24 protein-coding genes and 1 pseudogene are annotated in these 25,224 nt (G+C 69.2%); 14 read left to right on the top strand and 11 right to left on the bottom strand.

Going from position 1 to position 25,224, the window contains the following annotated elements; genetic code table 11:
• Nucleotides 1-33 precede the first annotated feature (33 nt).
• Nucleotides 34-1,020, bottom strand: a complete 987-nt coding sequence (locus IO36_RS32795; protein ID WP_037625276.1) for a phosphotransferase family protein — start codon at nucleotides 1,018-1,020, stop codon at nucleotides 34-36.
• A gap of 316 nt (nucleotides 1,021-1,336) precedes the next feature.
• Between IO36_RS32795 and IO36_RS48565 the strand changes: the two are divergent.
• Nucleotides 1,337-1,492, top strand: a pseudogene (locus IO36_RS48565) (IS5 family transposase); the annotation flags it as partial.
• Nucleotides 1,493-1,633: 141 nt separating this feature from the next.
• Here IO36_RS48565 and IO36_RS32790 read toward each other — a convergent pair.
• Both IO36_RS32790 and IO36_RS32785 read right to left on the bottom strand, forming a co-directional pair.
• On the bottom strand, nucleotides 1,634-2,566 hold the full coding sequence (locus IO36_RS32790) for an alpha/beta hydrolase family protein (RefSeq protein WP_245173564.1): 933 nt from the start codon (nucleotides 2,564-2,566) through the stop codon (nucleotides 1,634-1,636).
• A 433-nt stretch (nucleotides 2,567-2,999) separates the two neighbouring features.
• Complete coding sequence (locus IO36_RS32785) at nucleotides 3,000-3,671, bottom strand: TetR/AcrR family transcriptional regulator (protein WP_037625271.1); 672 nt, start codon at nucleotides 3,669-3,671, stop codon at nucleotides 3,000-3,002.
• A gap of 960 nt (nucleotides 3,672-4,631) precedes the next feature.
• On the opposite strand from IO36_RS32785, the gene IO36_RS45160 reads away from it, so the two are divergent.
• The 5 genes from IO36_RS45160 to IO36_RS32770 all read left to right on the top strand — a co-directional run bounded on the left by IO36_RS45160 (nucleotide 4,632) and on the right by IO36_RS32770 (nucleotide 8,455).
• The gene (locus IO36_RS45160) at nucleotides 4,632-4,949 is read left to right on the top strand and encodes a DUF742 domain-containing protein (protein ID WP_078943591.1); all 318 of its coding nucleotides are present in this window, start codon (nucleotides 4,632-4,634) and stop codon (nucleotides 4,947-4,949) included.
• 503 nt (nucleotides 4,950-5,452) lie between these two features.
• Nucleotides 5,453-6,433 carry a GNAT family N-acetyltransferase gene (locus IO36_RS32780; RefSeq protein ID WP_051901115.1) on the top strand — a complete coding sequence of 327 codons (981 nt, stop codon included), beginning with the start codon at nucleotides 5,453-5,455 and terminating at the stop codon, nucleotides 6,431-6,433.
• Between the two features lie 99 nt (nucleotides 6,434-6,532).
• Nucleotides 6,533-6,862: a UBP-type zinc finger domain-containing protein gene (locus IO36_RS45155; protein WP_078943588.1), complete on the top strand. Its 330-nt coding sequence runs from the start codon at nucleotides 6,533-6,535 to the stop codon at nucleotides 6,860-6,862.
• Between the two features lie 313 nt (nucleotides 6,863-7,175).
• Nucleotides 7,176-7,928 (top strand): hypothetical protein, encoded by a 753-nt coding sequence (locus IO36_RS32775; RefSeq protein WP_037625269.1) that lies wholly within the window; start codon nucleotides 7,176-7,178, stop codon nucleotides 7,926-7,928.
• Between the two features lie 41 nt (nucleotides 7,929-7,969).
• Nucleotides 7,970-8,455, top strand: coding sequence for a DUF427 domain-containing protein (locus IO36_RS32770; protein ID WP_037625267.1), 486 nt, complete (start codon nucleotides 7,970-7,972; stop codon nucleotides 8,453-8,455).
• A gap of 188 nt (nucleotides 8,456-8,643) precedes the next feature.
• On the opposite strand, the gene dmpG is transcribed toward IO36_RS32770, so the two are convergent.
• From dmpG to mhpD, 3 genes are read right to left on the bottom strand one after another with little or no spacing between them, the layout of a single operon-like run.
• On the bottom strand, nucleotides 8,644-9,660 hold the full coding sequence (gene dmpG / locus IO36_RS32765; RefSeq protein ID WP_037625265.1) for a 4-hydroxy-2-oxovalerate aldolase: 1,017 nt from the start codon (nucleotides 9,658-9,660) through the stop codon (nucleotides 8,644-8,646).
• The gene (locus tag IO36_RS32760) at nucleotides 9,657-10,604 is read right to left on the bottom strand and encodes an acetaldehyde dehydrogenase (acetylating) (protein ID WP_037625263.1); all 948 of its coding nucleotides are present in this window, start codon (nucleotides 10,602-10,604) and stop codon (nucleotides 9,657-9,659) included. Before IO36_RS32760 ends, dmpG begins: the two co-directional genes overlap by 4 nt.
• Nucleotides 10,601-11,422, bottom strand: a complete 822-nt coding sequence (gene mhpD / locus IO36_RS32755; RefSeq protein ID WP_037625262.1) for a 2-keto-4-pentenoate hydratase — start codon at nucleotides 11,420-11,422, stop codon at nucleotides 10,601-10,603. The genes IO36_RS32760 and mhpD overlap by 4 nt, the downstream gene beginning before the upstream one ends.
• A gap of 181 nt (nucleotides 11,423-11,603) precedes the next feature.
• Between mhpD and IO36_RS32750 the strand changes: the two genes are divergently transcribed.
• A complete protein-coding gene (locus IO36_RS32750; RefSeq protein WP_037625260.1) occupies nucleotides 11,604-12,347 on the top strand; it encodes an IclR family transcriptional regulator in 744 nt (247 codons plus the stop codon).
• 146 nt (nucleotides 12,348-12,493) lie between these two features.
• Here IO36_RS32750 and IO36_RS32745 read toward each other — a convergent pair whose 3' ends face one another.
• Genes IO36_RS32745 through IO36_RS32735 form a run of 3 tightly spaced genes read right to left on the bottom strand, consistent with a single transcriptional unit; the run spans nucleotide 12,494 to nucleotide 16,006 of the window.
• Nucleotides 12,494-13,513, bottom strand: a complete 1,020-nt coding sequence (locus IO36_RS32745) for a VOC family protein (RefSeq protein WP_037625258.1) — start codon at nucleotides 13,511-13,513, stop codon at nucleotides 12,494-12,496.
• Entirely contained in the window at nucleotides 13,510-14,385 is an 876-nt protein-coding gene (locus IO36_RS32740; protein ID WP_037625256.1) for an alpha/beta fold hydrolase, read from the bottom strand. Before IO36_RS32740 ends, IO36_RS32745 begins: the two co-directional genes overlap by 4 nt.
• A gap of 13 nt (nucleotides 14,386-14,398) precedes the next feature.
• Entirely contained in the window at nucleotides 14,399-16,006 is a 1,608-nt protein-coding gene (locus IO36_RS32735) for a bifunctional 3-(3-hydroxy-phenyl)propionate/3-hydroxycinnamic acid hydroxylase (protein WP_037625254.1), read from the bottom strand.
• A 134-nt stretch (nucleotides 16,007-16,140) separates the two neighbouring features.
• Here IO36_RS32735 and IO36_RS32730 point away from each other — a divergent pair, with 134 nt between their 5' ends.
• A complete protein-coding gene (locus tag IO36_RS32730; RefSeq protein WP_037625251.1) occupies nucleotides 16,141-16,773 on the top strand; it encodes a TetR/AcrR family transcriptional regulator in 633 nt (210 codons plus the stop codon).
• Between the two features lie 451 nt (nucleotides 16,774-17,224).
• Complete coding sequence (locus tag IO36_RS32725; protein ID WP_037625250.1) at nucleotides 17,225-18,274, top strand: amidohydrolase family protein; 1,050 nt, start codon at nucleotides 17,225-17,227, stop codon at nucleotides 18,272-18,274.
• Nucleotides 18,275-18,308: 34 nt separating this feature from the next.
• On the opposite strand, the gene IO36_RS32720 is transcribed toward IO36_RS32725, so the two are convergent.
• Nucleotides 18,309-18,824: a hypothetical protein gene (locus IO36_RS32720; RefSeq protein WP_037625248.1), complete on the bottom strand. Its 516-nt coding sequence runs from the start codon at nucleotides 18,822-18,824 to the stop codon at nucleotides 18,309-18,311.
• Between the two features lie 450 nt (nucleotides 18,825-19,274).
• Between IO36_RS32720 and IO36_RS32715 the strand changes: the two genes are divergently transcribed.
• From IO36_RS32715 to IO36_RS32705, 3 genes are read left to right on the top strand one after another with little or no spacing between them, the layout of a single operon-like run.
• Nucleotides 19,275-19,859, top strand: coding sequence for a dihydrofolate reductase family protein (locus IO36_RS32715; protein WP_037625246.1), 585 nt, complete (start codon nucleotides 19,275-19,277; stop codon nucleotides 19,857-19,859).
• 6 nt (nucleotides 19,860-19,865) lie between these two features.
• Nucleotides 19,866-20,207, top strand: a complete 342-nt coding sequence (locus IO36_RS32710; protein WP_037625244.1) for a YciI family protein — start codon at nucleotides 19,866-19,868, stop codon at nucleotides 20,205-20,207.
• On the top strand, nucleotides 20,204-21,406 hold the full coding sequence (locus IO36_RS32705) for an RNA polymerase sigma factor (protein WP_037625242.1): 1,203 nt from the start codon (nucleotides 20,204-20,206) through the stop codon (nucleotides 21,404-21,406). The genes IO36_RS32710 and IO36_RS32705 overlap by 4 nt, the downstream gene beginning before the upstream one ends.
• A 208-nt stretch (nucleotides 21,407-21,614) precedes the next feature.
• On the opposite strand, the gene IO36_RS47160 is transcribed toward IO36_RS32705, so the two are convergent.
• A complete protein-coding gene (locus IO36_RS47160; protein WP_037625240.1) occupies nucleotides 21,615-22,886 on the bottom strand; it encodes a hypothetical protein in 1,272 nt (423 codons plus the stop codon).
• 552 nt (nucleotides 22,887-23,438) lie between these two features.
• Here IO36_RS47160 and IO36_RS32695 point away from each other — a divergent pair.
• Together IO36_RS32695 and IO36_RS47155 are read left to right on the top strand one after the other, a co-directional pair.
• A complete protein-coding gene (locus tag IO36_RS32695) occupies nucleotides 23,439-24,647 on the top strand; it encodes an outer membrane protein assembly factor BamB family protein (RefSeq protein WP_078943585.1) in 1,209 nt (402 codons plus the stop codon).
• A 181-nt stretch (nucleotides 24,648-24,828) separates the two neighbouring features.
• On the top strand, nucleotides 24,829-25,218 hold the full coding sequence (locus tag IO36_RS47155; protein ID WP_037625236.1) for a hypothetical protein: 390 nt from the start codon (nucleotides 24,829-24,831) through the stop codon (nucleotides 25,216-25,218).
• The last annotated feature ends 6 nt before the right edge of the window (nucleotides 25,219-25,224 follow it).

The raw sequence follows: 25,224 nt of genomic DNA, 5'->3' as shown, positions 1-25,224 counted from the left end.
GACGTCGGGGACGCGGGCAGTCCGGGGTGGTGGTCACCGCCGGGTGCGGCCCAGCGACGCCATCGCCTCGTCGAGGTGAGGGCGGGCCCAGTCGTACTGACTGGTGTCGGCGTGGCCGCGATAGACGGTCTCGATGACCATGATCAGCATCAGGTAGAGGCCGTACAGGCGGCGGCGCACCTGCTGGGTCCCGGTCAGTTCGCCGTGGCCGTAGCCGCGCATGAAGGCCGTCGGGTCACCGAAGGCGGCCAGCTGGAGGCCGGTGAAGCCCGCCTCGATCAACGGGTCTCCGTAGAAGGCGCGTTCATGGTCGATGACGCAGACGAGTCTTCCGTCGCGGACCATGACGTTGCTGTCCCATAGGTCCCACTCGACCAGACGCGGTTCGGTGACCTCGTCGAGGCAGCCTGCGTGTTCGGCGACGACCGCGCGGACCGTGTCGTAGGACCAGCCGAGGTCGACGCTCCGGCGCTCACCGTCGCGCAGGACCTCCTCCAGCATGCCGGTGAACACCCGCCGCCAGCTCGGATCGCCGGGGCCGTCCAGCGGCCCGAACGCCGCGCCGCGCAGGGAGTTGATCTCCCGGTTGGCCGCGCCGACCTGCTCCATGCAGGCGTCGCGCTCGACGGCCGGGAGCGACGCGACGATGACGCCGAGGTTGTCGGCGTCGACGTACGGCATGAAGAACCAGTCGGCGTCGCACAGTTCACGGCTCCGGTCGGTGAAGTCGACGGCCGGCACCGGGACCGAGGTGTGCTCGCGCAGGAGCTCGATCGTGGCCAGCTCGGTCGACATGGCGCCGCGTTCGTAGGTCATCACCTCCACGTGCGGCGGCGGGGCGATCTTCAGGACGACCTCGGCGCCGTCCCGCAGGCGTATCCGGTAGGCGACGTTGAACCAGCCGTGCCCCAGCTCGGTCGCCCACCCCTCACCGGTCGGGACCCGGTCGGCCCCGTAGGCGCGCTCGATCATGGCGCGCAGCGTTTCGGACGACTGCCTGTTCTTGGTGATGCTCTCCACACCCTGCCCCTTCGACGGTGGTGCCCTGGTGCCGCCGACGGGTGTGGGGCCCGTGCTGTACCGGCGCACGGCCCAGGAGGGGACCGCTCCGGAAGAAGTAGACACCATGTAGTGGCCATACATCCATGCGGAGTGCAAAAGGACAACGCCAACTGGGTGCGGGGAAGGCGGTCTTCACCGCCCACCGCGGCGAGCAGCCGTCGCGCGGACACAAGAACACCTCATCGACGTGGCACCAGGCCCATGCTTCCTCGCCCGACTCCCCGGACCGTTCGAGGGGGTGGCCGCTCGATACGAGGTGAGCGGTGGCGAACTCGGCGACGCCATGCTCCACCGCCGCCTGGCCCGCGGTCACGAAACCCTGCCCCATCGCTCCGAAGCCATGTTCCACATCGCCATGACCGACCTCATGGCCCGCCGCCTCACCGGCGAGTACACCATCTTCTGGCGCGACCCGAGACCGCAGACCAAACGGCGGCCCGGGCAGGCGGGTGGCCAGTGCCTTTCCTTCTGGCCACCCGCACGGCGCCCGGCGTCAGTATCGGTAGGGCCCCGCTTCCTCACAGGGCATGTTCACCGGCCCCTGCCGCACGTGGTCGACGGACGGAATCGCTCAGGGCTTCGCGGAGTACACGACGCCGGCCAGGTTCTGGGCGGCTGATCCCCACACCTGGTCGGAGAGGGAGGTGTCGATGCCCAGGGTGTAGAGGAGCCAGGAAGTGGTGATGCCGGACGTCAGTTTCAGCTGCGCGGCCCGCGTGATGGTTCCGCTGTCGCAGCCGAAGCCGGAGCTGTCCTCGAACCCGCAGTGGAACCCGCCCGTGATGACGCGAAGTTGGGTGAGGGAGGGCTTGGCGTCGTACATCTTCTGTTGGTTGTCGGCGACACCGGCTATCGAGTCGGCGCTTCCGCCCACGTATTGAACCGGTATGCCGAGGGATGCGGAGGCGGTGACGGCCGACGGGTTCGTTTCCGCGGCGGCAAGGGTCGTGACGGACTTGACGGCCGGGTTCCGGCTCGCCGCGAGCAGTGCCGCGCCGCCGCCCATCGAGTGTCCCGAGACGGCGTAGCGGGTGGTGTCGACGCGGCCCGCGAAGCGTGAGCCTGCCGTCGTGTTCTGTGCCGTCAGCCACGTGAGGCCGGCGTTCAGGTCGTCGGCGAACGCGGAATGGCTGGGGAACAGGCCTCCCTGGGACTTGGGGACGACGGTGATGACGCCCCAGGATGCGTAATGCTTGAGCAGGCTCTCGTACTGCGTGATGGCCTGGAAGAAGCCGTGGCCGAAGGCGAGGCCCGGGTGGGTGCCGGTGGCCACTGGCGCGTTGGCGCCGGCCGTGGTGCCCGGGTACCAGACCCGCGCGCTGTAGGAACGGCCCGCAGCTGACACGGTGAGGTCGGTGTAGGCGACGGGGAACGACCCGGGAGCGGAGGGGTCGACTGCCTGGACCGAGGGCGCCGGGGTTGCCGTGGCTGCCGGTGCGAGGGTGAGGGCGGCTGCTGCGGTCAGCAGCACCGCGGTCATGGACCGCAGGAGTGTACGAAACACGAGATCACCTTTTCTGTGGGGATGAAGCAGTGATTTCTGGTGGTACGTCTCCGTGATGGACAGGTGCCCTCCGACTGGTGAGTCGGTGAAGCGCACCGCGCGGGTGCACCCGTGTGCCCGAGCGGTGGATCTGGGGGTGCCGGCCGGATCCGAGCAGGGTCGAGAGCTCACTGAGCCGCACCGGGCCGTTGTGCTTGTCCGTGGCTGCTCGGTTCGCGCGAAGAGCTCGAAGCCTGGTGACGCCGCAAGGCGGTGAGGGGAGGTGCGGTGTGACTGCCTGCCTGCGGCCAGGGCGTGATCGCTCAGCCGCCGCGCCGAGTGTCTGTGGAGCCTGCGGACGACCTCAACATGACTCCTCCGGGACGGGGCGCGGTGCCTGGCGATCCTGGAAGTCCAGGAAGTCCTGCGGGTGAACCACCGGAATCGTCATCGTTCAGGGGGAGGGAGTCGGTCGATCCCGGTCTCTGGCGCTGTAGTCGGCCAGCAGAGGTGCGACCAGTCGGCCGAGGTTTTCGCGCCGTACTTCGGCGTGGATTCCGGTGAGTGGAAGGGGGTCGTCCAGGCCAGGGACGTGGGGGACGAGCGCGAGGTGGGGCAGGAGTACGAGGAGCAAGGCCAGCAGCGCGTCGAGGTCGGCGTCCTTGCGCAGGTCCCCGGTGGCGACGGCCTGTTCGAGGAGGGGGCGCAGGCCGGACAGGTAGATGGCGTTGACGGGCACCCGGATCGCGTTGCGGACCGCGGGGTCCATCTCCATGTTGGTGGCGGCGGTCACCCCGCGTTCCAGGGGCTGGCCGGCGAAGTAGTCGAGCCAGGCTTCCAGCGAGTTGACGAGATGGGTGGTGAAGTCGATGGTGCCGTCGTAGCCGTCGAGCCAGGGTTGCATGTGCGCATAGATGCGCAGCGAGGTCTGTTCGGCCACGTACGTGAAGAGGTCGAGCTTGCCCGAGAAATACTGGAAGAGCGAACCTTTGGCGACCCCCGCTTCACGGGCTATGACGTTGAGGCTGCCGGTGGAGTACCCGTGGGTGCCGAACTCGTCCATCGCCGCTACCAGGATGCGCTCACGGCGGGCGGGCGACAGCCGGGTCCAGGTGGGGGTTGGCATAGGGCGATCCTCCGTGTGACCGGACGGTCATATGACCACCCGGTCATCATGGAGGCGCCTCTCAACGGATGTCAACGGGTGTGACAGGTAAGCCTGTTGAGGGTAGAAACCGCCTCGTTGACGCAGCACTGCGGGCCGACCGGCCGGCAGAATGACCGGGTGGTCACAACAGGGTCGGCGTGCTGCCGCCACACCGCGGCCAGGGCCGATCTGCGAGGGGCGGGTCGACGCCCGCAGCGTGATCCGGTTCAGGCATGGGGGTCCTGCGCGAACAGTACCGCCCGCCGGCACGGCGGTTCTGGCGTGCCTGGGCATGGTGGTGGCACGGCAGGCTGCGCGCGCGACGGCGCGCCGGAGGCGCCGCTGCCGATCAGCTGCTCGACGATGGGAACGTAACGATGCGCGCGCTGAAGTCGGCGACCATCGAATCCATGTCGAATCCATGGGCACTTCTATGGGAACACAACCACGGACACCACATCCGGGTCGCCACGTCGCCTGCCGAGCCCGCTCAGCGCTCGACTGCTTCGTCCGAGAGTCTCCCCTCGCCGAGTGACAGCCGACCGTTGGCATATGCCCGTTTCTGCGGCGCTGACCCAACCTGGGCAAAGGGCAGCCGCCCGATGCCGTGACCGTCTACAGTCCGTTCCGTGACGAGGACCGTAATCGATTACGCGAGGCGGAGTGGGAGCAACTCGGCCCCGCTTCGACGCCGACTGCTGACCCCACCGGTTCTGGACCGCCGGACCGAGTCGGGACGGCACGGACTGCAAGCGCCGCACGTGACCCATCGTGGAGTCGTCCCTCCGGCAGCGCCGTCCGGCGGGAGTAGACGTGTCGCTCTCCCGCGGTGAAGGCTTCGGCGCGGATCGGCACCCTTCGACCGCGCCACGGCCTCCCCACGGCGAAGCACCCGTCAACCGCGGCGCGAAGCCCTCCGCACTGGTGCGCCCCTACGCGATGACCGGAGGTCGTACGCGGCCGACTCACCGGCTCCCGATCGAAGCGCTGGTCAGCACGACAGTCGACCTGTCGCAAGCGTCCGGGCTTTCTCCCGAGGCGTATCGCATATGCATTCTCTGCCGAAGTGTGAATTCGATAGCCGAGATCTCGGCGATTCTCTCGATCCCTCTCGGGGTTGCTCGAATCCTTGTGGCAGACCTGGCGGAGTCAGGTTTCGTCCTCGTCCAACAGCTCGACGACGGTGACGCGCCGGATGGCAGACCGCAGGTGACTCTCCTCGAGAGAGTGCTCATGGGACTGCGGAATCTTGCATAGGAGCGGTCGGCTTCGCTCGGGAAATCTCCCCGCCCTGAGGGCGGTGACGTGCCCTTGACCAAGGCAGGATGGAGAACGTCGGTGGGTGACTCGTCTCGAGCACACGCGATGCCTGTCGAGTCTCGGCGATCACATGGTCACCACTTTCGAGCCGGATGGGGCGGTCGTCCCGCAGAACGGCAGGGGGCCGGGGGGGGCGTCCCAGACGGACTCGACGCTGCGGTCGGTGAATTCGGCCCTGGCGTGTCCACGTCGCGAGTGCGGGCGCGCTGTCCGCACGCTCGCTACTTCTTCCCTGTGCGACGGGAACCCGGATGAGGTGCACCTGGGATCGGCGGAATCCCGCTCGGCAGACTCAGCGATGGCTGTCCAGTGCCCGGTTCTGCCTACGGCGATTCTGCTCGCCCCTGCCTGCCCGTTGTTCGCCTGAGCCGCTTCCCTTGCCTCGCTCCCCTACGTACCTTTCGTGTTCTGCCGAAGATCTCCTGAGAATGGATTCGACCATGCTGACAATCCGCACTGCCCGACCCGACGAGATACCCGCGCTGACGACCTTTCCGGACGACGACGAACGCAATGCGGCCACCGCTGCCTACCTGACGGGGCTTCTGGAGAGCGGGTGCACCCGCCCGGAGTGGTGTCTGGTGGCCGAACGTGACGGCCGGTTGGCGGGCAACGCGGTGCTGTGGACGATCCCCGGACGCGACGTTCCGATGGACATCGTGCTGCTGGAACCGGGCGACCCGGACACCGGACAGGTGCTGTTGGCGCACGCCGCCCAGCAGGCCCTCGGACTCGGCGCGCAGACCCAGGGACATGTGCTGGACGCGCCGGCCCAGGCTCCCCAGTTCCAACGGGATCCGCGGCTGCGCGAGACCCTGCTCGCCGGCGCCGGCTTCACCGTCGCCCGCGACGGCCGCCGCTTCGAATGGACCCTGGGCGACCCGGTGCCGGCCCAGGACGAGCGGCTGCACTGGCACTCGCTGGCCGACCTGGGCGAAGACCCGTTCGTGGAGCTGTTGGCCGACACGTTCACCGACACCAAGGATTCGATCTTCCAGGCCGAGATCGCCGAGCACGGCCTGCGCAGCGCAGCCGAACGCAACATCGCCGACATGCTGGAGATGGACCACGAGCCCGGCTGGTTCGAGATCGGCTACGACGCGGCCGACACACCCGTGGCGATCAGCATGCCGGCGCGTACGCCCAACTCGGCGGTGATCGGCCTGGTCGCGGTCGCGCGGGCCAGCCGGGGCCAGGGCTACGCCACCGCCGTGGTCGCCCGGGGTACGCACGTACTGGTCGACGCGGGCTTCGGCGAGATCCGCGGGGACTGCGACGCAGACAACATCGGCATGGCCAAGGCGTTCCAGCGCGCCGGATACCGCAACTTCGCCAACCGCAAGATGTTCACCAGCCCGCCGGGAATCGACCTCGCCCTCGCAGCCGGATCCGCCCACCGTGGTCACCGGCCGGTCAGCTGAGCGTGCTTGGGTGAACGGTCGTGCATCCGCCCGTACCCGAACGCGCGAAACAGTGGTGACGGTTCAGGGGCGGACGGCCGGCAGCTGAAGGAGGCGACCATGACCGAATGGGTGGTACGGCCCGACGCCGGCCGTCCGCAGGGCCACAGCTGTGCCCATGCCGCCGAAGCAGGCCCTACGCCGATCCCCGAAAGCCGCACCTGCCTCGAGTGTGCCGCCCAGGGTCGCGACGAGACGCGTCTGCGACTCTGCCTCACATGCGGCCATGTTGGATGCAGTGACAGCGCGCCTGGCGCCCATGCCACCGCTCACTACGAATCGAGCGGCCACCCGCTGGCGCAGTCCGCCGAACCGGACGACGAGACATGGGCGTGGTGCTACGTCGATGAACTATTCCTCCAGCCACGCAACAGCCACGCACCCCGGTAAGCGTCTCGGCGCAGTCTCACCAACCCCGTCATGACCGCCCGGACCGCTCGTAGTCAGTACGCCTTCACTCGCCGGACGCCGGAACCTCGCAGCCTCCGAAAACGGATGGCCGACAGCCTCCCGCCCGGCGATTCTGACCCGATGGGAGACAGAGCCAACATCATCGTGGTCCGTGAGAACGGCACACATGAGCTGTACCGGACCGGCTGGGCGGTCGGAATCGATCTCGACCTGCTGGACGGGCCGGCGTCGGTGTTCGCCATGCTTCCCGAACTCCGCCAGGACGGCTGGTGGCTGGTGGCTGGACGACACCATGGCCCAGGGCGGGATACTGCTCGACCTCGGCCGGAAGGTACTCCTCATCTTCGCCTGGGAGGGGCCCACCACCGAACTCCGCCACCGGGCGGCCGCGTTCGCGTTGATCCGAGCGGCTTGGCCGGGCTGGGACGTCCGCTGGCTGTACGACGGCCCGGCCGAATTGCGAGAGTACCTCGGCCTGGACCCGGACTACGTCCGCAGCCGCGATCCGGATCTCTCCCCGGCCCCGTTCCTGGCTCCCGACGACGAGGACTTGGCAGGGCCTGATCCAGGCGGTGTCGTGATCACGATCGGCACCAAGCGCTGCCATGTCGCCTCCGACGCCTTCGACCACCCCGTCCGTGAGGGCGCCGCCCTGCTCAACCGCCTGATGCACGCACCCCGGCACAAGATCTGCCGCCTGCACCGCAACTCCGGCATCCACCTCGACCCGCAACACCGCCGTCTGGGCTGGTGGTCCCTCTACTCCTCGCCACACGCATACCAAGTACCCGAAATGTGGCCGGGCTGGAGGGTGGAGTTCTGGCGCGACAACTGGAGACAGCACGCCCGAGCCGGCGACCGCTTCTCTCCGGCTCCCCTCGACACCCCAGAGCACGCCACAGCCGCGGTACTCGCCCAGGCCGAGGAGCGCCGGATCCTCCGAGCCGACAACCACGCCCACACCCACACCACCCGCCTACAGGCCATCCGCCAGCTCATCCTCGGCCCACCTCATCCGGGAGCCCGTCACACGGAGAAGAGGTAACGAGCGCCGACCGTGCGCTCCCCTCAGGGTGAGGAGACGCCATGGCCGAATTCACCGATCGCGGCATCGAGTCCGTATGGGACTACCCGCGGCCTCCTGCCGTACTGCGGGACGAGCGCCCCGTTCGGGTCGAATGTGCAGGCCAGATCATCGCCGAGACACGACACGCCCTGCGGGTGCTCGAGACCAGTCACCCTCCGACGTTCTACATACCGCCGGAAGACATCCACACGGAGCTGCTGATCCCCGGCCACGGCCAGTCCTGGTGCGAGTGGAAAGGCAGCGCCCGCTACTGGGACGTGGTCATCGGCGACGACGTACGGGACCAGGCAGCCTGGAGCTACTCCAACCCTGAACCCGCCTATGCAGCCCTCCGGGACTGTTTCGCCTTCTATGCCGGCCGCGTCGACCGCTGTCTCGTCGACGGCGAAGTCGTACAGGCCCAAGAAGGAGACTTCTACGGCGGCTGGATCACCAAAGACGTCCACGGCCCCTTCAAAGGTCCACCCGGAACACGCGGATGGTGACCAGCGAGGACGGTCCCGGCCTCTTTGGCATCGGGTCTCGCCGCACAGTGCACGGTGTGCGGACTCAGGCAGACGCGCCGCCCTCCCAGGCGTCGTGCAAGTCGTCCAGCCAGTCGCCACGCAAGCGTCACCGAACCAAAGGCGTGGTCCCTACTCGGTTGCGGGGACCACGCCCGTGCGGTGCTCGCTCACGCGGGCATGCCTGCCGAGGCGAGGTCGAGGGCGATGTCCGTGATCATGTCCTCCTGGCCGCCCACCAGCCCCCGTCGGCCCACCTCTACGAGGATGTCGCGCGTGTCGATGCCGTGGCGGCGGGCCGCTGTCTCCGCGTGCCGGAGGAAGCTGGAGTAGACGCCGGCGTAGCCGAGGGTGAGGGTCTCGCGGTCGACGCGGACCTCGCGGTCCTGCAGGGGCCGGACGATGTCGTCGGCCGCGTCCATCAGCGGGAAGAGGTCGCAGCCGTGCTGCCAGTCCATCAGATCGGCCACCGCGACGAAGGCTTCGAGGGGGCAGTTGCCCGCGCCCGCACCCTGGCCTGCGAGGGAGGCGTCGACACGGGTGACACCGTTCTCGACGGCGACCACCGAGTTGGCTACTCCGAGGCCGAGGTTGTGGTGGGCGTGGATGCCCAGTTCGGTGTGCGGTTTCAGTACCTCGCGGTAGGCGCGGACGCGGTCGCGCACTCCGTCCATGGTGAGCCGGCCGCCGGAGTCGGTGACGTACACGCACTGGGCGCCGTAGGACTCCATCAGTTTCGCCTGGCGGGCCAGTTCGGCCGGTTCGGCCATGTGGGACATCATCAGGAACCCGGCGACGTCCATGCCCAGGTTGCGGGCGGCGTCGATGTGCTGGGCGGAGATGTCGGCCTCGGTGCAGTGGGTGGCCACGCGGACCGAGCGGATACCGAGGGCGTGCGCCTGCTTCAGGTCGCGCACGGTCCCGATGCCCGGCAGAAGCAGCGTGGTGGGCACGGCGTGGGTCACGGCGTCCACGACCGCCTCGATCCACTCCCAGTCGGTGTGGGCGCCTACGCCGTAGGTGACGCTGGAGCCGGAGAGTCCGTCGCCGTGGGCGATCTCGACGGCGGTGACCCCGGCCGAGTCGAGGGCGGCGGCGATGGTGCGGGCCTGCTCGAGGGTGTAGCGGTGGCGGACGGCGTGCATGCCGTCCCTGAGGGTGACGTCCTGGACGTACAGGGAAGTCATCGGGCTGCCACCTCCGTGGTCTGGTGGGCGGCCATGCGCTCGGCGGCGCGCAGGGCGGCCGAGGTCATGATGTCGAGGTTGCCGGCGTACGCGGGCAGATAGTGGGCGGCGCCTTCGACTTCGAGGAACACGGACACCCTGACCGCTTCCGTGGTCCGCGAGGCTCCCGGCAGCAGACGGCGCAGGGGGTCGTCCGCGGTGACCTTGTCGAACTGCACCTTCTGCTTGAGGCGGTAGCCGGGCACGTACGCCTGGACGCGGGCCGCCATCTCCTCCACCGAGGCCGTCACGGCGGCGTCGTCGCAGTCGCCGATCAGGCAGTGCACGGTGTCCCTCATGATCAGTGGGGGTTCCGCGGGGTTGAGGATGATGACGGCCTTGCCGCGGGCCGCCCCGCCGACCCGCTCGATGGCCGCCGAGGTGGTCTCCGTGAACTCGTCGATGTTGGCCCGGGTGCCGGGGCCCGCCGACCGGGAGGAGATCGAGGCGACGATCTCCCCGTAGTGGACGGGCGTGACGGCGTTCACGGCGGCCACGATCGGGATGGTGGCCTGGCCGCCGCAGGTGACCATGTTGACGTTGGGTGCGTCGAGGTGGGCGTCGCCGTTGACCGGCGGGACGACGTACGGTCCCAGCGCGGCGGGCGTCAGGTCCACGACCCTGCGCCCCCGGGAGCGCAGGATCTCGTCGTGGCGACGGTGCGCGCCGGCCGAGGTGGCGTCGAAGACGATCTCCACATCCGCGAACTCGTCCAGCTCCACGAGGCCGTCCACCCCCTCGTGAGTGGTGGCGACCTTCAGGCGGCGGGCGCGGGCCAGGCCGTCGGAGTCCGGGTCGATGCCGGCCATCGCGGCGATCTCCAGCGACTCCGACAGGCGCAGGATCTTGATCATCAGGTCGGTGCCTATGTTGCCCGACCCGATGACGGCGACCTTCGTGCTCATGCTCCGGCTCCTTCCGAGGCGGCGGAGGCGAACGCGGCCGTGACCGTGCCGAGCCCCTCGATGTGTGCGGTGAATTCGTCGCCCTCGCCGGCGAGGACCATGGGCCCGAGCGCACCGGTCAGCAGGATGTCGCCCGCCTTCAGCGGATCGCCCAGGCCCGCCAGGGTGGAGGCGAGCCAGAGGGCGGCGGTGAGCGGGCTGCCCAGACAGTCGGCGCCGGTCCCCCGGGAGACGGACTCGCCGTTCCTGGTCAGGTTCATCGTCGCCGCGCGCAGGTCGACGCGGTCCAGGGGAACGGGGGTGCCGCCGAGGACGAACAGGCCGCAGGAGGCGTTGTCGGCGACCGTGTCCACGATGGTGATGTCCCAGTTCACGATGCGGCTGTCGACGATCTCCAGCGCTGGAAGCGCGAAGGCCGTCGCCCGCAGCAGGTCGGCGACGGTGGGCTCGCGGTGGGGCAGGTCGGCGCCCAGGACCAGGGCGACCTCGGCCTCGATCTTCGGCTGGAGCAGCCGTCCCGGGGCGATCGGCTGCCCTTCGGGGACTGCCATGTCGGCGAACAGGGTGCCGAAGTCGGGCTGGTCGACGCCGAGTTGATGCTGGACCGCGGGCGAGGTGAGACCGATCTTGCGGCCCACCGGGCGGCGCCCTTCGGCGACGGCACGCTCGAAGTGCAGGCGCTGTACCGCGTAGGCGGTTTCGACGTCGGCCTCGGGCAGCAGCGAGCGCACGGGGGCACACGGCACACCGTAGTGGGCGGCCTCCTGGAGAGCGGCCGCCGCCTTGACGACGGCGTCGCCGGACTCGCGGGCGGTCACGCTCTCCCCCGGTACGACGTGGTGCGGCGATGCGGAGCGGACATGCGGTTACCTCCGTGTCGGGGAGTCGGCGGTTGCAGAGAGGTGTCGGTGGCCTGCCGCCGGTCGTTGACAGGTATAGATGTGCGGTCCGGATGGCGGCAAAATATGTTCCATGACACGGAACAGCACGCAGGGGAACATGCTCGACAAGGCGGCTGCCGTGCTCGACTGCTTCCGCCCGGACGGCGGAAGGTTCCGTCTCACGGAAATCACGGCCCGCACGGGGCTGACCAAGACGACCGCCTTCCGCCTGTGCGCGGATCTGGTACGCCTGGGCCTGCTCGAACGTGACGGTGAGGCGTACCGGCTCGGGGGCAAGCTGTTCGAGCTGGGTTCCCTGGTGCCGCGCCGACTGGACCTGCGCGAGGCGGCGCTGCCGTTCCTCCAAGACCTGTTCGAAGCCACGCACGAGACCGTGCACCTCGGCGTACGGGAGGGACACGAGGTGGTCTACGTCGAGCGGATCCACGGCCACCAGACGCTGTCCCTGCCGTCCCGGATCGGCGGCCGGCTTCCCTTGACCTGCACAGGCGTCGGCAAGGCGCTGCTGGCGTTCTCCGGTCCCGGGCTCGTGGACGAGGTACTGGCCGAACCTCTGCCCCGCCTCACCAGCCATTCGGTCACCGACCCCGTGCGGCTGCGTACCGCCATCGAGCAGATCCAGGTCTCCGGACTCGCCTACGAGGAGCAGGAGGCCGCCGTCGGCGTGAACTGCATCGCCTCACCCGTCTTCGACGGACCGACCGCCGTGGCCGCGCTCTCGGTAGCGGTGCCCCGCGGCCGATTCCACCCCGCCCAGCTGGCACCCGCCGTACGGACGGCCGCCCTGGGCCTGTCCCGCGTACTGCGCGCGGGCCGCGGCCCGATGGACACCCCCTCCTAGCCGACCCTTCAGGACCAGGAGAGGCCGTTCCCGGACCGAAGCCGACGCGGTCCTGCCACCGCGAGTTGGGCGATCTCCGTCCGCGCATGGTCACTCCGCGCGGGACGGAGCGAGACGGAGCGGGGCGGAGCGACCACAATGGCCGATCAGTCGTCGGCGATTCCCGCACCGCTCAGAGCCGGAACGGTGTCCTCGGAGCGCGTGAGGGAACGCGCTCCGGCCCGGAACTGGGCGAGCTTGTCCACGATGGTCTGGCCGACGGGGAGATGGCCCCAGGTGCTGATTCCCCGGTGCGTGGTGGGTTCCCAGGTGCTTTCGTCGACGACCAGGGGGTTCCAGCCGACCTCCCATTCGAAGCCCGAGGGAGTGCGCGCGTAGTACGACAGTTCACGGTCGTTGGTGTGCTGGCCCACCGACAGGGCCATGTCGAAACCGAGTTCGTGCACGCGCTGGTAGCTCTGCGCGACGTCGTCGAGGGTCGCGGCCTGGATGTTGAGGTGCTGGACCCGGGTTCGGATCGGGTCGAGGGGAAGGCCCGCGGTCGCGGCCACGGCGATGGAGTGGTGACGTTCGTTGACGCGCAGGAAGCGGATCTTGAGCTTGACGCCGCTGATGGTCTCGTCGATGTAGTCGGTGAGGCGGGCGTCGAAGACGGTGTTGAAGTAGCCCCGGATCTGCGTTGGTCTGGTCGAGGTGATCGCCACGTGGCCCATGCCGGAGTCGCCGGTGACGAAGCCCGAGGCCACCATGCGCAGGGGCGCGGCCGAGATGCGGGGTGTCGTGTAGATCTCCTGCGTGATCCCTTTGGGGCCGGCGAAGCGCAACAGGCGTTCGACGCCGCGCAGTTCGGCTTCCTCGTCGGTGCCCGCGGTGAGCGGGACACCGTGGGCCCGGATCCGTGCCTCGATCCGCTCGAAGGCGGTGTGGTCGTCGATGTGCCAGCCTGTGGTGACGACGTCCTCGGCGGGACCGCGCCGCAGCAGGAAACGGCACTCCTGGTCGTCGAGGCGGAAGCGCGTCAGGTCGCGGGAGAGGGCGTCGTGGTGCATGCCGATGGCGTCGGTGCCGAAGCGGCGCCAGTCGGTGAAGCGGTTGGTCTCGATGATGATGTAGCCGAGGTGGACGGCACCGAAGACCGAGGCGGTGGCGGGAGCGGGGGCGCTCATCGGCGGCCTGCCAGGAAGTCGGCGCAGAGCCGGTTGAACAGCTGAGCGCGTTCGAACTGGACCCAGTGCCCGGTGTTCGCGACCAGGTAGAGATCGCAGTTGGGCATGCGCTCGGCCAGCATCCGGCCGCCGGAGGGCCGGTTGACCTTGTCCTGCGCACCCCACAGCACCAGGGTGGGCACCGGCAGTCGGGCCAGCCGCCGGTCGCGGGTGAAGTCCATCTTCATCAAGGTGCGTACGGCGCCCGGACCGGAGGGCCTCCGCAGGGGCGGTGCGGCGATCACTTCGGGGTCGATGCTGGCTCGGTAGCGCTCGTCGATGGCGGAGTCGGGGACGTCCGCCGCGTTGAAGACGAGGTGGTTGCGGATGAACTTCTCGAGCTTCAGCCGTGAGGGTCCGTCGCCGCCGTAGTAGTTGAGCAGGCTGTTGAGGCCCGGGGTGGGCAGGGCTCGGGTGGTGCCGATCCCGCCGGGCCCCATCAGCACCATCCGGCCGACGCGGTCGGGTGTGTCCAGGGCCAGCCGCAGGGCGCAGGCGCCGCCGTAGGAGTTACCCACCAAGTGGGCCTTTTCCAGGCCCAGTTCGTTCAGAAGACCGAGGATGCCGGCCGCCAGGTCGCCGAAGGGGTCGGTGGCGTCGATGCCCTTGGTGCTGCGTCCGTAGCCGGGCAGGTCGGGCACGATGACCCGGTACTCCTTGGCCAACTCGGCGATGTTGCGGGCGTAGTTGGAGACGCCCGAGGCGCCGGGGCCTCCGCCGTGCAGCAGCAGGACCGCCGGACCGTCGCCCGTTTCGGCGGCGAAGATCCTCCGTCCGCCGACGTCGTACGTCGTCTCCCGCATCGTCGGCAGGGAAATCGGTGTCGTTGTCATGGTGCAGGTGTCCTCACTGGGCGGTGGCCGCGGTCGGGCGGCGGATCGGGGACGGCGCGAAGCCGGGCGGCGGGGGCGGGAGCCGCAGGCCTGCGGGGGCCGACGCGTAGACATAGGCATCGGGGCGCAGGGCGAGCGTGGCCGCTCCGTGCACGGCCATCCACGGCAGCAGGACGTTGTCGCTGTCGACGAGCGTGTCCGCGGCCGGCCCGGAGCCTGCCGGGGTGACCGTCAGCGCGGGCACGCCGGGGATGTCCCAGGCGGGCGCGGGCGCGGCTGCGCGGGCGTGCAGCACCAGCCACCGGCCGCCGAGGGCATCATCGAGGCGGACCCGTCTGCCGCCGGCGTCGGTGACCCAGGGCTGGGGCACCTGGTGGCCGGTCGCCTTGGCACGGGAAGGGGCTTGGAGGCCGGCGTCGTACCGGGCGACGGGGATCCAGTTCGCGTCCTGCATCCAGTCACTGAAGCCGGGGACGCGGTTCAGGGCGCGCAGCACGGTGTTGCGGACGCGCGTGACGGGCGGGCGGCGTTCGGTGATGACACGGCCGACGAGGACCGCTCGTTTGGTGACCTCTTTGACGTGCGGCTTGCGCTCGGCCTCGTAGCTGTCGAGGACACTCTCGGGCAGTTCACCGCGCAGGACGGCGTCCAGCTTCCAGCTCAGGTTCGCCACGTCGCGCACGCCCGCGGCCATGCCCTGGCCGATCCACGGCGGCATGGCGTGGGCGGAGTCCCCCGCGAGGAATATCCGGCCGACGCGGAAGCGCGTCGCGAAGCGGACATGGTGGCTGTAGACGGTGGCCCGCAGCACCTCGATGCTGTCCCGGCCGATGCCGTAGCGGGCCACCAGCCGGTGGACGGCGTCCTCGGTGGTCAGCTGCTTCTCGTCGTCGCCGGGCAGCAGCGGGAACTCGTAGCGGTGGTGGCCCAAGGGAGTGGGGCAGTCCACGGCCGGGCGGGCGGGATCGCAGTGGAAGCGCAGCTTGTCGTGGTCCGGCCAGGGTTTGAGCATCTTGGTGTCGATGACGACCCAGCGGTCCTCGTACGTCGTGCCCTCATAGCCGATGTTCAGCTGCGCCCGGGTGAGGCTGGACCCGCCGTCGGCGGCGATGACGTAGGAGGCCCGAAGCCGGCGGACGGTGTCGTCGGCCGTTCCGGCGATCGTGAGTTCCACGCCGTCGGCGTCCTGGCGCACCCGCAGGCACTCGTGTCGCAACAGGATTTCGACGTTGGGATAGCGCTGCACGCCGTCACGCAGGACCTGCTCCAGGGCCGGCTGATAGATGAACATCTGCGGCGGGTGCCCGTGGCCGCGCGGCGTGGGGCGCGCGCTGATGAAGGACCGGCCGGACGCGTCCACGAAGTCCACGGGCCGTTCCGTGAGCATGTCCTGCTTGAGCCGCTCGGCGAGCCCGGCGCGCTGCCAGATGCGTACGACCTCCTCGTCGGTGGAGATGGCCCGGGCGCGGGAGAAGATCTCGCCGTCGCGCTCCAGCACGACCACCTTCAGTCCCGCCGCCCCCAGCAGGTTGGCGGCGGTCACCCCCGTGGGCCCGTAGCCGATCACCGCCACGTCGTAGGACCCGTCCTGGGCTGCTGTCCCGGCCCTGATCTCACTCACCAGGCCACCTCACTGTCGATCACGCCGTACGGCTCTTAATGTAGCGTTCACTCCAATTGGAGTGAGTGCTACGGTAGGCATGGCTCGGCGATACGGTCAAGGGCTCGCAGACACCACACGGGAGGGCCTGGCACATGACACATGCGCAGACGACACGGAAGAAGCGCGCGAACGGCGTGGAGTCGCGCCAGCGCATCCTCGACGCGACCGTGGAGATCGCCGGGGAGCGGGGCTACGAGGGCACCTCGATCGCCGCGGTCAGCGCCAAGTGCGGTCTGCCCGCCAGCTCCATCTACTGGCACTTCAAGGACAAGGACGACCTGATCGCCGCTGTGATCGAGCGGAGCTTCGACACCTGGCTCGCGGAGGTCGCGCTGCCGGACGAGGACCTGGGCACACCGCTGGAGCAGGCGGTCGCCATGGCGGTCAGGGTCGCCAAGTCCCTCGTGGACGCCCCCGACTTCCTACGCCTGGGCCTCATGCTCGCCCTGGAGCGACGCCCCGCCGAACCGCGAGGCCGTACCGTCTTCCTGCAGGTCCGCGAGATCGCCCGCACCAAGATCGCCGAGACGGTCTCGAGATTCTTCCCCATGCTGGACGAGGACGCCGTCTCCACCGTGACGACCTATGCCGTCGCAGGTGCCGACGGACTGTTCGTGCAACGGGAGATCGACGGGGACGCGGTCGACCTGGTCGCTCTGTTCGAACTCCACGCGCGTCTGGTGTTCGAGGCAGCGAGCCGGATGGCCGCCAGGAACGGTCAATGAACCGCTCCTGCGGACTCTACGACGCTCCGGCTTTCTCCGGCGTCACGGCCGGGCCGCCGAACCGGGCGCGACACCGATCGGGGGCCTGTCCGAGACACGCACCGGCACGACCCGCCACGAGACCTACGACGTCCCGCACCACCCCATCGCCCTTCGCGGTGCCGACAGCACCGGACTCCCCTCTGGGTACGGAGGCTTGACCAGCAGCACGACCACCGCACCCCCGATACAAGCCGGCCAGAAGACCCAAGCCCGGTTCAACAGATTCGGCCCCCTGTCCGCCGCGTTCGTCCGAGGGACCACTCTCCGGGGCCCGTCATCTCAGCCCGACCCGGGCCGGGGATCCACCCGCACCGCAGCTGCCCCGGCCACCCCGGTCGAACGCGTGCCCGGCAACAAGGTCCGGCACGCCTCCTCGCCGCATCCCCTCTCCCGTACGGAAGGCCGCGCCATGGCTCACTCGCCCCATCGCATCGACGTCCACCAGCACGTCATTCCCTCTTTCTACCGCGACGCGCTCGCCACGTCGGGCATCGGTGAAGCAGGCGGGCGCGCCCTGCCCGACTGGAGCGCGGAGTCGGCTCTCGAGTTCATGGACCTGGTGGGTGTCGGCACGGCACTGCTGTCGGTCTCGACACCCGGAGTCGGCTTCCTCACGGATCCCGGGGAGGCCGCCGGGTTCGCCCGCCGGCTCAACGACCACGCAGCCTCCCTGGTCTCCGACCATCCCGGCCGCTTCGGTCAATTCGCGACGCTGCCCCTGCCCGACGTCGAGGCCTCCGCCGCCGAGGCCGCACGCGCCCTGGACGAACTCGGCGCCGACGGGGTGACCCTGCTGGCCAACAACCGCGGCATCTATCTCGGCGCCGAAGGACAGGAGCCGCTCTGGCAGGTCCTGAACGATCGCGGCGCCGTCGCCTTCGTCCATCCCGCCGAGCTGCCCGCTCCCCCGGTCGACGGCATTCCGCCCTTCGCCGCCGACTTCCTCCTCGACACCACCCGCGCCGCCTACCTCCTCGTCCGCAACGGTGTCGTCCGCCGGTACCCGGACATCCGGTTCATCCTCGGCCACGCCGGAGGGTTCGTCCCCTACTCCTCCCACCGCATGGCCGTCACCATCGCCAACGACACCGGACGCAGCCCGCTGGACGTCCTGGACGACTTCCGCTCCTTCTACTTCGACACAGCCCTGTCCTCCAGCCCCGCGGCTCTCCCCACCCTGCTCGCCTTCGCACGGACCGGGCACGTCCTCTTCGGCAGCGACTGGCCTTTCGCACCCACCCCGGCCGGACAGTACTTCGCCAACGGTCTCGACACCGGCGTCGATGCCACAACGCTGGAAGCCGTCAACCATCTCAACGCCGGACTGCTCTTCCCCCGGCTCGCGTCCGGTCCGCGCCCGTCGACCCGCACGGCGCCCGCCTCGACACGGCTGCGGCAGGCCGCCCAACGCAAGGCGGCACGCCTGGCGTTCAAGCTCGTCCAGCCCGGCACCGACTGAGAGGGCCACGTCGCTCGTGGTGGGGCGTCCCGCCTCAGCGGCGCTGGGCCTGTGCCATGCGGGCAACTTCCTTGCGGATGAGGGCCAGGGGGAAGCGGTCCTCATGGTCCATGTCCAGCATCGTGAAGTGCGCGGTCACGTCACCGACTCTCACCAGAACGTGCTGCTCGTTGCGTACGGAGACGCGGCGGCCACTGCGCAGGCCGGGCGCCTGCTTCACCGGCACGGTGATCCGGAAGGCGATCGACTCGTCGCCGAGGTGGGGGATGGTTTCCGACGCCAGATGCGCGGTGTACTTCCCCGTGAAGCCGACGCCGGTGTAGTCGTGGCAGGCTGGCGCTGACGTACGGACACGGGCGAAGGCCCTCTCGGCATCCGTGCCCGCGTAGGACGCGAGGGTGCCGCCGCCCGCCCAGATACTGCCCTTCCAGTTGAAGACCTGGTCCACGACAGCCGACGCGTCGCCGGCGCCGAGTGCGTCGAGCAGCTTCGCGCAGGAGCTGTCCGAGACCGGCGGGAAGGTGCTCTTCACGTCCGCGTGCGCCCGCACGTCCGCCGAGACACCTCTGTTGCCCGGAATGTCGTCACCGGTGAGTGCGATGGACTGGAGAGCCTGGGCGGAAAGCGGTCGTCCCGCAGCAGCGGAGGTCGCCGGGGCGCCGCTCGATGTCTGAGCACCGGACGCCCCTCCACCCGTGCCCGCACAGCCGGTGAGCCCCCACAAGGACAGCGCCGCGCACACCAGCAGCCATCCGTTCCCCCGCGCCCCCACCCGTGCCCCCCAGCCTCTCGTGATCAAGGGAGCCGATCATACGACGAGCCCCTTGTCAGGGTCACGTCGGAAAACCCGAGTAGTCAGGTGTCGTACGTGCCCCTTTCCTCGGTTCGGAGTAAGCGAGGCAGAAAAGGTTCGGCGTAGGTGTCGATTTCGCGGGTGGCCCTTCGTGTAGGGGGTGAAACGGGCCACGGAAGTGCGGTCCGCCGAAGCGAGGAGCACGTCATGCGCCAGGTCAACGCCACGTTGTCCATCACTCTCGACGGGGTCGTACAAGGTCTCGGCCGTCCGGACGAGGACACCCGCGGTGGCTTCACTCACGGGGGCTGGGGCGGCACGTACAACGACCAGGTCATGGGCATGGAGATGGGCAAGAGCATGTCCAAGCCCACGGACATGCTGTTCGGACACCGGACCTGGACGGACTTCATCACCGCCTGGAGCACCCGTAAGGACGACAACCCGTTCACCACGCACATGAACGCGGCGACCAAGTACGTCTGCTCCAGGACACTGGAGAACGCGGACGCCTGGCAGAACTCGATCCTGCTGCAGGGCGACGCCGCCGAGACCGTCGCCAAGCTCAAGGAGGAGAACGGCAAGGACCTGACGATCATTGGCAGCGCCACACTCGTCCGCGAGCTGCACGCTGCCGGCCTGGTCGACAACTACCAGCTGCTGATCCACCCGCTCACCCTGGGCACCGGCATGCGGCTGTTCGAGGGGCCGGCCCCGCTGACCGAGTTCGAGCTCACTGACAGCGTCACCACCACCAAGGGCGTGATCATCGCCCGCTACTCCCGCAAGTAGGCATCCATGGGCAAGTACCTGCTCTCGATCTACCAGCCCGAAGGCACGGCGGACCCCGAGGCCATGGAAAGGATCAAGGCCGATCTGCACCGGCTCAACGAGGAGCTCCGCGCAAGCGGCTCGTGGGTGTTCACCGGCGGTCTGCACGCGCCCGGCACGGCCACGGTCGTACGCGCCGACGGCATGCTCACCGACGGTCCCTACGTCGAAGGCAAGGAGTTCGTCGGAGGGATCTGGGTGATCACCGCACCCGACCTGGACGCCGCGCTGGCGTGGGGCCGCAAGGCGGCCGCCGCGACCACACTTCCGATCGAGGTCCGCCCGTTCCAGGACATCGAGCCGTATTGAGTCCCACACCGCAGGAGATCGCGGCCGTGTTCCGCGCCGAGTACGGCAGAGCCGTTGCCGTACTCGTGCGCGGGCTCGGCGACATCAGCACGGCCGAGGACGCCGTCGCCGAAGCGTTCGCCGTCGCCCTGCGACGCTGGCCCGTCGACGGCATGCCGCCCAGCCCGGCCGGCTGGATCATCACCACCGCCCGCAACCGGGCCATCGACGAGCTGCGCCGCGAATCGCTCCGTGCGCACAAGCACGCCGAGGCCCAGCGGCTCCTCAGCCCGGACGGACGAGAAGAGGAAGGACCCGTGCGCGACGACCGCCTTCGGCTGGTGTTCACCTGCTGCCATCCGGCCCTGGCGGTCCCCGCGCAGGTGGCGCTCACGCTGCGTCTGCTCGGCGGTCTCACCACGCCCGAGATCGCCCGCGCCTTCCTCGTGCCCGAGCCGACGATGGCACAGCGCATCGTCCGGGCGAAGGCCAAGATTCGCGACGCCAAGATCCCGTACCGGGTGCCCCTGGACGCCGATCTGCCCGACCGCCTGGGTGCGGTGCTCGCGGTGCTCTACCTGATCTTCAACGAGGGCTATGTCGCCACCTCCGGCGCCGAACTGGCCCGCGCCGAGCTGTGCGCCGAGGCCATCCGTCTGGCCCGGCTGCTGGTCGACCTCATGCCGGACGAGCCGGAGGCCGCGGGACTGCTCGCGTTGATGCTGCTGACCGAGGCCCGTCACGACGCCCGCACCGACCAGGACGGCACCCTGGTCCGGCTGGCCGACCAGGACCGCTCACGCTGGAACCCCGACCTGGTCTCAGAGGGCCGCTCGATCGTCCGTGAGTGCCTCCGCCGCAATCAGCCCGGCCGCTACCAGATCCTGGCCGCGATCAACGCCGTGCACACCGACCCCGTCACCGACTGGACTCAGATCCTCGCGCTGTACGACCAACTCGCGCACTTCGACGCCGGCCCGATGGTCGCACTGCACCGCGCGGTCGCACTCGCCGAGGTCCAGGGCCCGGCAGCGGCACTGCGGGTGGTCGATGACCTGGATCTCGGGAACTACTACCTGTTCCACGCGATCCGCGGTGACCTCCTGGCCCGCCTCGGGCTAACAGACGAAGCCGTTCAGGCCCTGGACGCCGCGGCCCGGCTCACCGGGAACGAGTCGGAGCGCACCTTCCTGATCGCCAGGCGCGACCGGCTCGATTGAACCCGCCGCCTCCTCGGCAACTCCTCACCATCACTTCGTCCGTCCATGGCCGTGGGCTCCTACTCCACGGCCATGGGGAATCTTCGAGCACCCCCCTTCGGCCGGCCGTCCCACGGAGGTACCGGCCCGAGGCGCCGCCGACCGACGCAGCGTGGGAGCCCCGGACCACGGGCCCGGGGCCGGTACCACCGCTCGCATGGGGCGATTGTCAGCTGAGGTTCCGGGCCCGGCGGCGTCGCGCTATGAGTAGCGCGCCCGCACCCGTGACCACTGCCGCGGCAGCCGCGCCCGTGATCGGCAGCGCCGAGGAGCCCGTCTCTGCCAGGTTGCCGCCGTTCGTCGCCGTTCCGTCGCCACCGGTCGACGACGACCCGCCGGTCGAGCCGGCTGAACCATCGGTCGAGCCGCCCGTCGACCCGCCCGTCGAACCGTCGGAGCCACCGGTCGAACCGCCCGTCGAGCCGTCGGAGCCGCCTGTCGAGCCGCCCGTCGAGCCGGTGGACCCCCCACCCGTCACGTCCAGCGTGATGTCGGCCTTGTCGTTGGCCTTGTTGTGGTCGAACGGCCGCGGTTCGGTGGTCAGCGCAATCGAACCCTTGGCGCCCGCGATCCGCTTGTCGATCTTCAGCTTGAACGTGTAGGTCATCTGGGCGTCCTCAGCCATGTACATACCGACGTGCGCGGGGCAGCGATACTTCCCGCCGTCGGCGTGGCAGTAGTAGTCGCGCTTCACGACCGAGGTTCCGGCGGGAAGCGTGATCATGATCTGGACGCTCCGTTCCAATTTCTCTTCGAAAAGCCAGGCGGGTCCGGCGTTGGCGAACTTCACCTTCATCGTCACCGTGTCACCGACATGCCCCTTCAACGCGGCACCCGTCACCTGGTAGTCGGCCGTGTTGACGGAGGTGATCGGCACATCGACATATTTCGCGGAACCCTCGCGCCCGGCCGGTTGCTCGACCAGTTTCACCGCCGGCGCGGTCCCCGCCACCGACGGATCTCCGTTCTCGTCCTCCATCGGGAAGCCGCCTGTCCCGACACGCACGAACAGGCTGTCTATGTACGCGCGGTCCAGCACCTTGACGCGGAGAGGCTTCTCGGGCGTGTAGACGACGCCCGGCGCCACCGCCTGGTCGAACGCGCACGTCGCGGTCCAGTTCTCGGGCATCTCGTCGTAGGACCGAATGTGCTGTACACGACAGTTGGAGGGAACGTCCACGAAGTCGAGTCCCCGGGTGACGGAGTAGGAGATCCACACCTTCTCGGCGGTCCCGACGCCCTTGTTCGCCACGGTGGCCGGCAGGTCGAAGGTGTCCCCCGGCTTCAACCCGTGGACCGGCTCGATGCCTCCCACGACCAGTTCGGGTGCGGTTCCATCGCCGAAGGCGGCGGGTGCCCCGGCCAGCACGATCAGGCCGGCAGCGCCGAGGGCGGCGACAACGGAACCGGAGGCGCGACGGTTACGTGGGGGTATCGGCATGGAGAGATCCTCTGCTGGGACGCGGGCAAACGGACGGTGTCTCCCGGGGGAACAGTCCTTGGATAGCTAGACCCTTGCCGATGGCCAACGGTTGTACGGCCGGGGCCTCTTCCCATGCCGACCAGGGACGGGCTGAGCCGGCCAGGTCATCACCGTCACCGTGGATCCCCATCGGCCTCGACCGGTCGCGGTGACGGCGGGGATGAGACGCGGCGGCGACCCGAACAAGAAGGGCCGCTGACTTCCGGTGCGTGTTCGCACCGTCGTATCAGGTCCCGCCCCAGCCGGGCGGGCGCCGGTCAGCGGTGAACTCGCCCGCATCCCGCCTCATGCTCGATATTGCCTGGTCAGCGAGGGGTGACAGGGCGCTTCGAAAGCTGATAGGAAGATCACCCCGGCCGGTTACACGAGTAGATCACCGCAATTCGGCTCGTCGGCCGTCACACGACCGACGCACCGGACGGACCCGTCACACCCATCCCGTCCACATCACTGACCAGTTACGGGGCATCGCCCGCGCCCGGTCAGGCCTTCTCGCCCCAGGAATGCGCCATGCCCTCGTCCCTTGGCCCTCGCGTGGCCGCCGGTCTCCTGCTGGCAGCGGTCGCCGTTCCCGTCGTCACCGCCTGCGGCACGGACTCCAACCCGCCTCGCACCTCTGCCGCGCAGAAGGCTTCGGAGGCCGAGCCGGGGCCCTTCGGTCCGAGGACGTTCGCCTCCAAGGCACGGGACCTCAGCGACAAGCCGATCGCCGTCGGGTCCGGTGTGATGCTGATGCTGCCGGACGACAAGACGGCACTGGTTGCCTACGATCCTGCCACCGGTGCCGAACGGTGGAGGTCGAAGAAGCAGTCCTCGTACGCCGAGCGCGCCTGGCCCGTCGACGGCGACTTCATCGTCAACTGGATGAACATGACGCCCGCCGGAGACGACCGGAGCGTGGTGGGCGAATTCGTGGCGCGCCTCGACGGACGAACCGGAAAGCCGGTCTGGGCCACCAGACTCACCGAGGCGATCACTCAGCTCGGGACCCACAGGTTTCGCCCGCGGGCCGATGCAGTGCTGGTTTCCAGTGCTTCGTCATACGGCTGGGTCACCGTTCTGGACCTGGAGTCGGGCAAGATGCGGTGGTCGCGGGACGGCTACATACAAACGGCCGATGATTTCGACTCCGGGGACTTCGGCGGCAAGTACGCCCTCTTCGACGAGCAGGTGGACTCCTACACGGACGCCGGCCGCCTGATGCGCGTCGACCCCCGCAAGGGCTCCGTCCAGTGGGTGGTCTCGTTGGGCAAGGCGTACGGCACGACCGCGTACAGCCTGCGCAAGCACGTCGTGCTCTCCCGCAAGGGACGGGACGGCGACGGAACCGTCCTGTTCCTCGACGGGGCGACCGGCCGACGGGTCGCCAAGGTCCGTGGCGAGGTCCGGGCCAAGGACGACTCGATCGTGGTGGTGGCTTCCGGGAAGGGCGTGACCGCGTACGACCAAGCCGGCCACAAGCGCTGGGAAGTGCCCGGGATCGTGCTCGAGGACGGGCGGCGCGGCTTCAGCGACGGCAGAACCGTCTACCTCCTCACCGGCACCAAGGACGACGACACCCTCACCCTCGTGGGCCTGGACGCCCGGACCGGCAAGAAGGTGGCCACCTTGCCCCATCAGCTGCACGCGGAGCTCCTCGGGACCGCCCACGGCACCCTCGTGGCCCAGAGCCCCTACGACCGGGACGGACTCGTCTTTACCAGGAAGGGGAACCACTGAACTGGACACGCCGCCAAGTCGGCAGACGCCCCTGTCCGACGCCCGCTGACAGGACAGCCCTGCACGCCGGGGTTCCTCACCCGCACGCCGACCTGAGCTGAAGTGTCGTCGCGGCTGCCCAGCCCGCCGCGACCTCGCCAGGACGGCTCGGTACGGTCTGAAGGACCATGAGGAGGACGGCTTGGACGACGAGCGGCCGGCAAGTGATCTCACAGTGCGCCTCGACGAGCTCGCGACCGGGCTTGTGGACCCGGACTGCGACGTCGATGCCCTTGAAGAGATCGAAGATGAGCTGATAGCCGCCCGGCAACAGGAGCTGATCCCGTACGTGGAGGCGCACCTCACGGCGGCCGTGGAATCGGGCAGTTGGTACGCCCGTCATGTACTCGCCCGGATCCTGGCAGAGACGGCCGGCCGCACATCCATGGCTGCCCTGTTGCATGCCTACTCCCGCGATCTGGGAGACGACCAGGACTCTCTCTCGACGACGCTCTACGTTGCGATCCCGACGCAGCTCTTGTGCCGCTCTTCAACGGAAGGTGAGAATCCCTCAGCCATCGGGTCACGGTGATCAGGG

The organism is Streptomyces aureus, assembly GCF_000725495.1.
Taxonomy (GTDB): Bacteria; Actinomycetota; Actinomycetes; order Streptomycetales; family Streptomycetaceae; genus Streptomyces; species Streptomyces aureus_B.
Note: the sequence above shows the minus strand (reverse complement) of the source record. Positions and strands in the feature narration are given on the sequence as shown.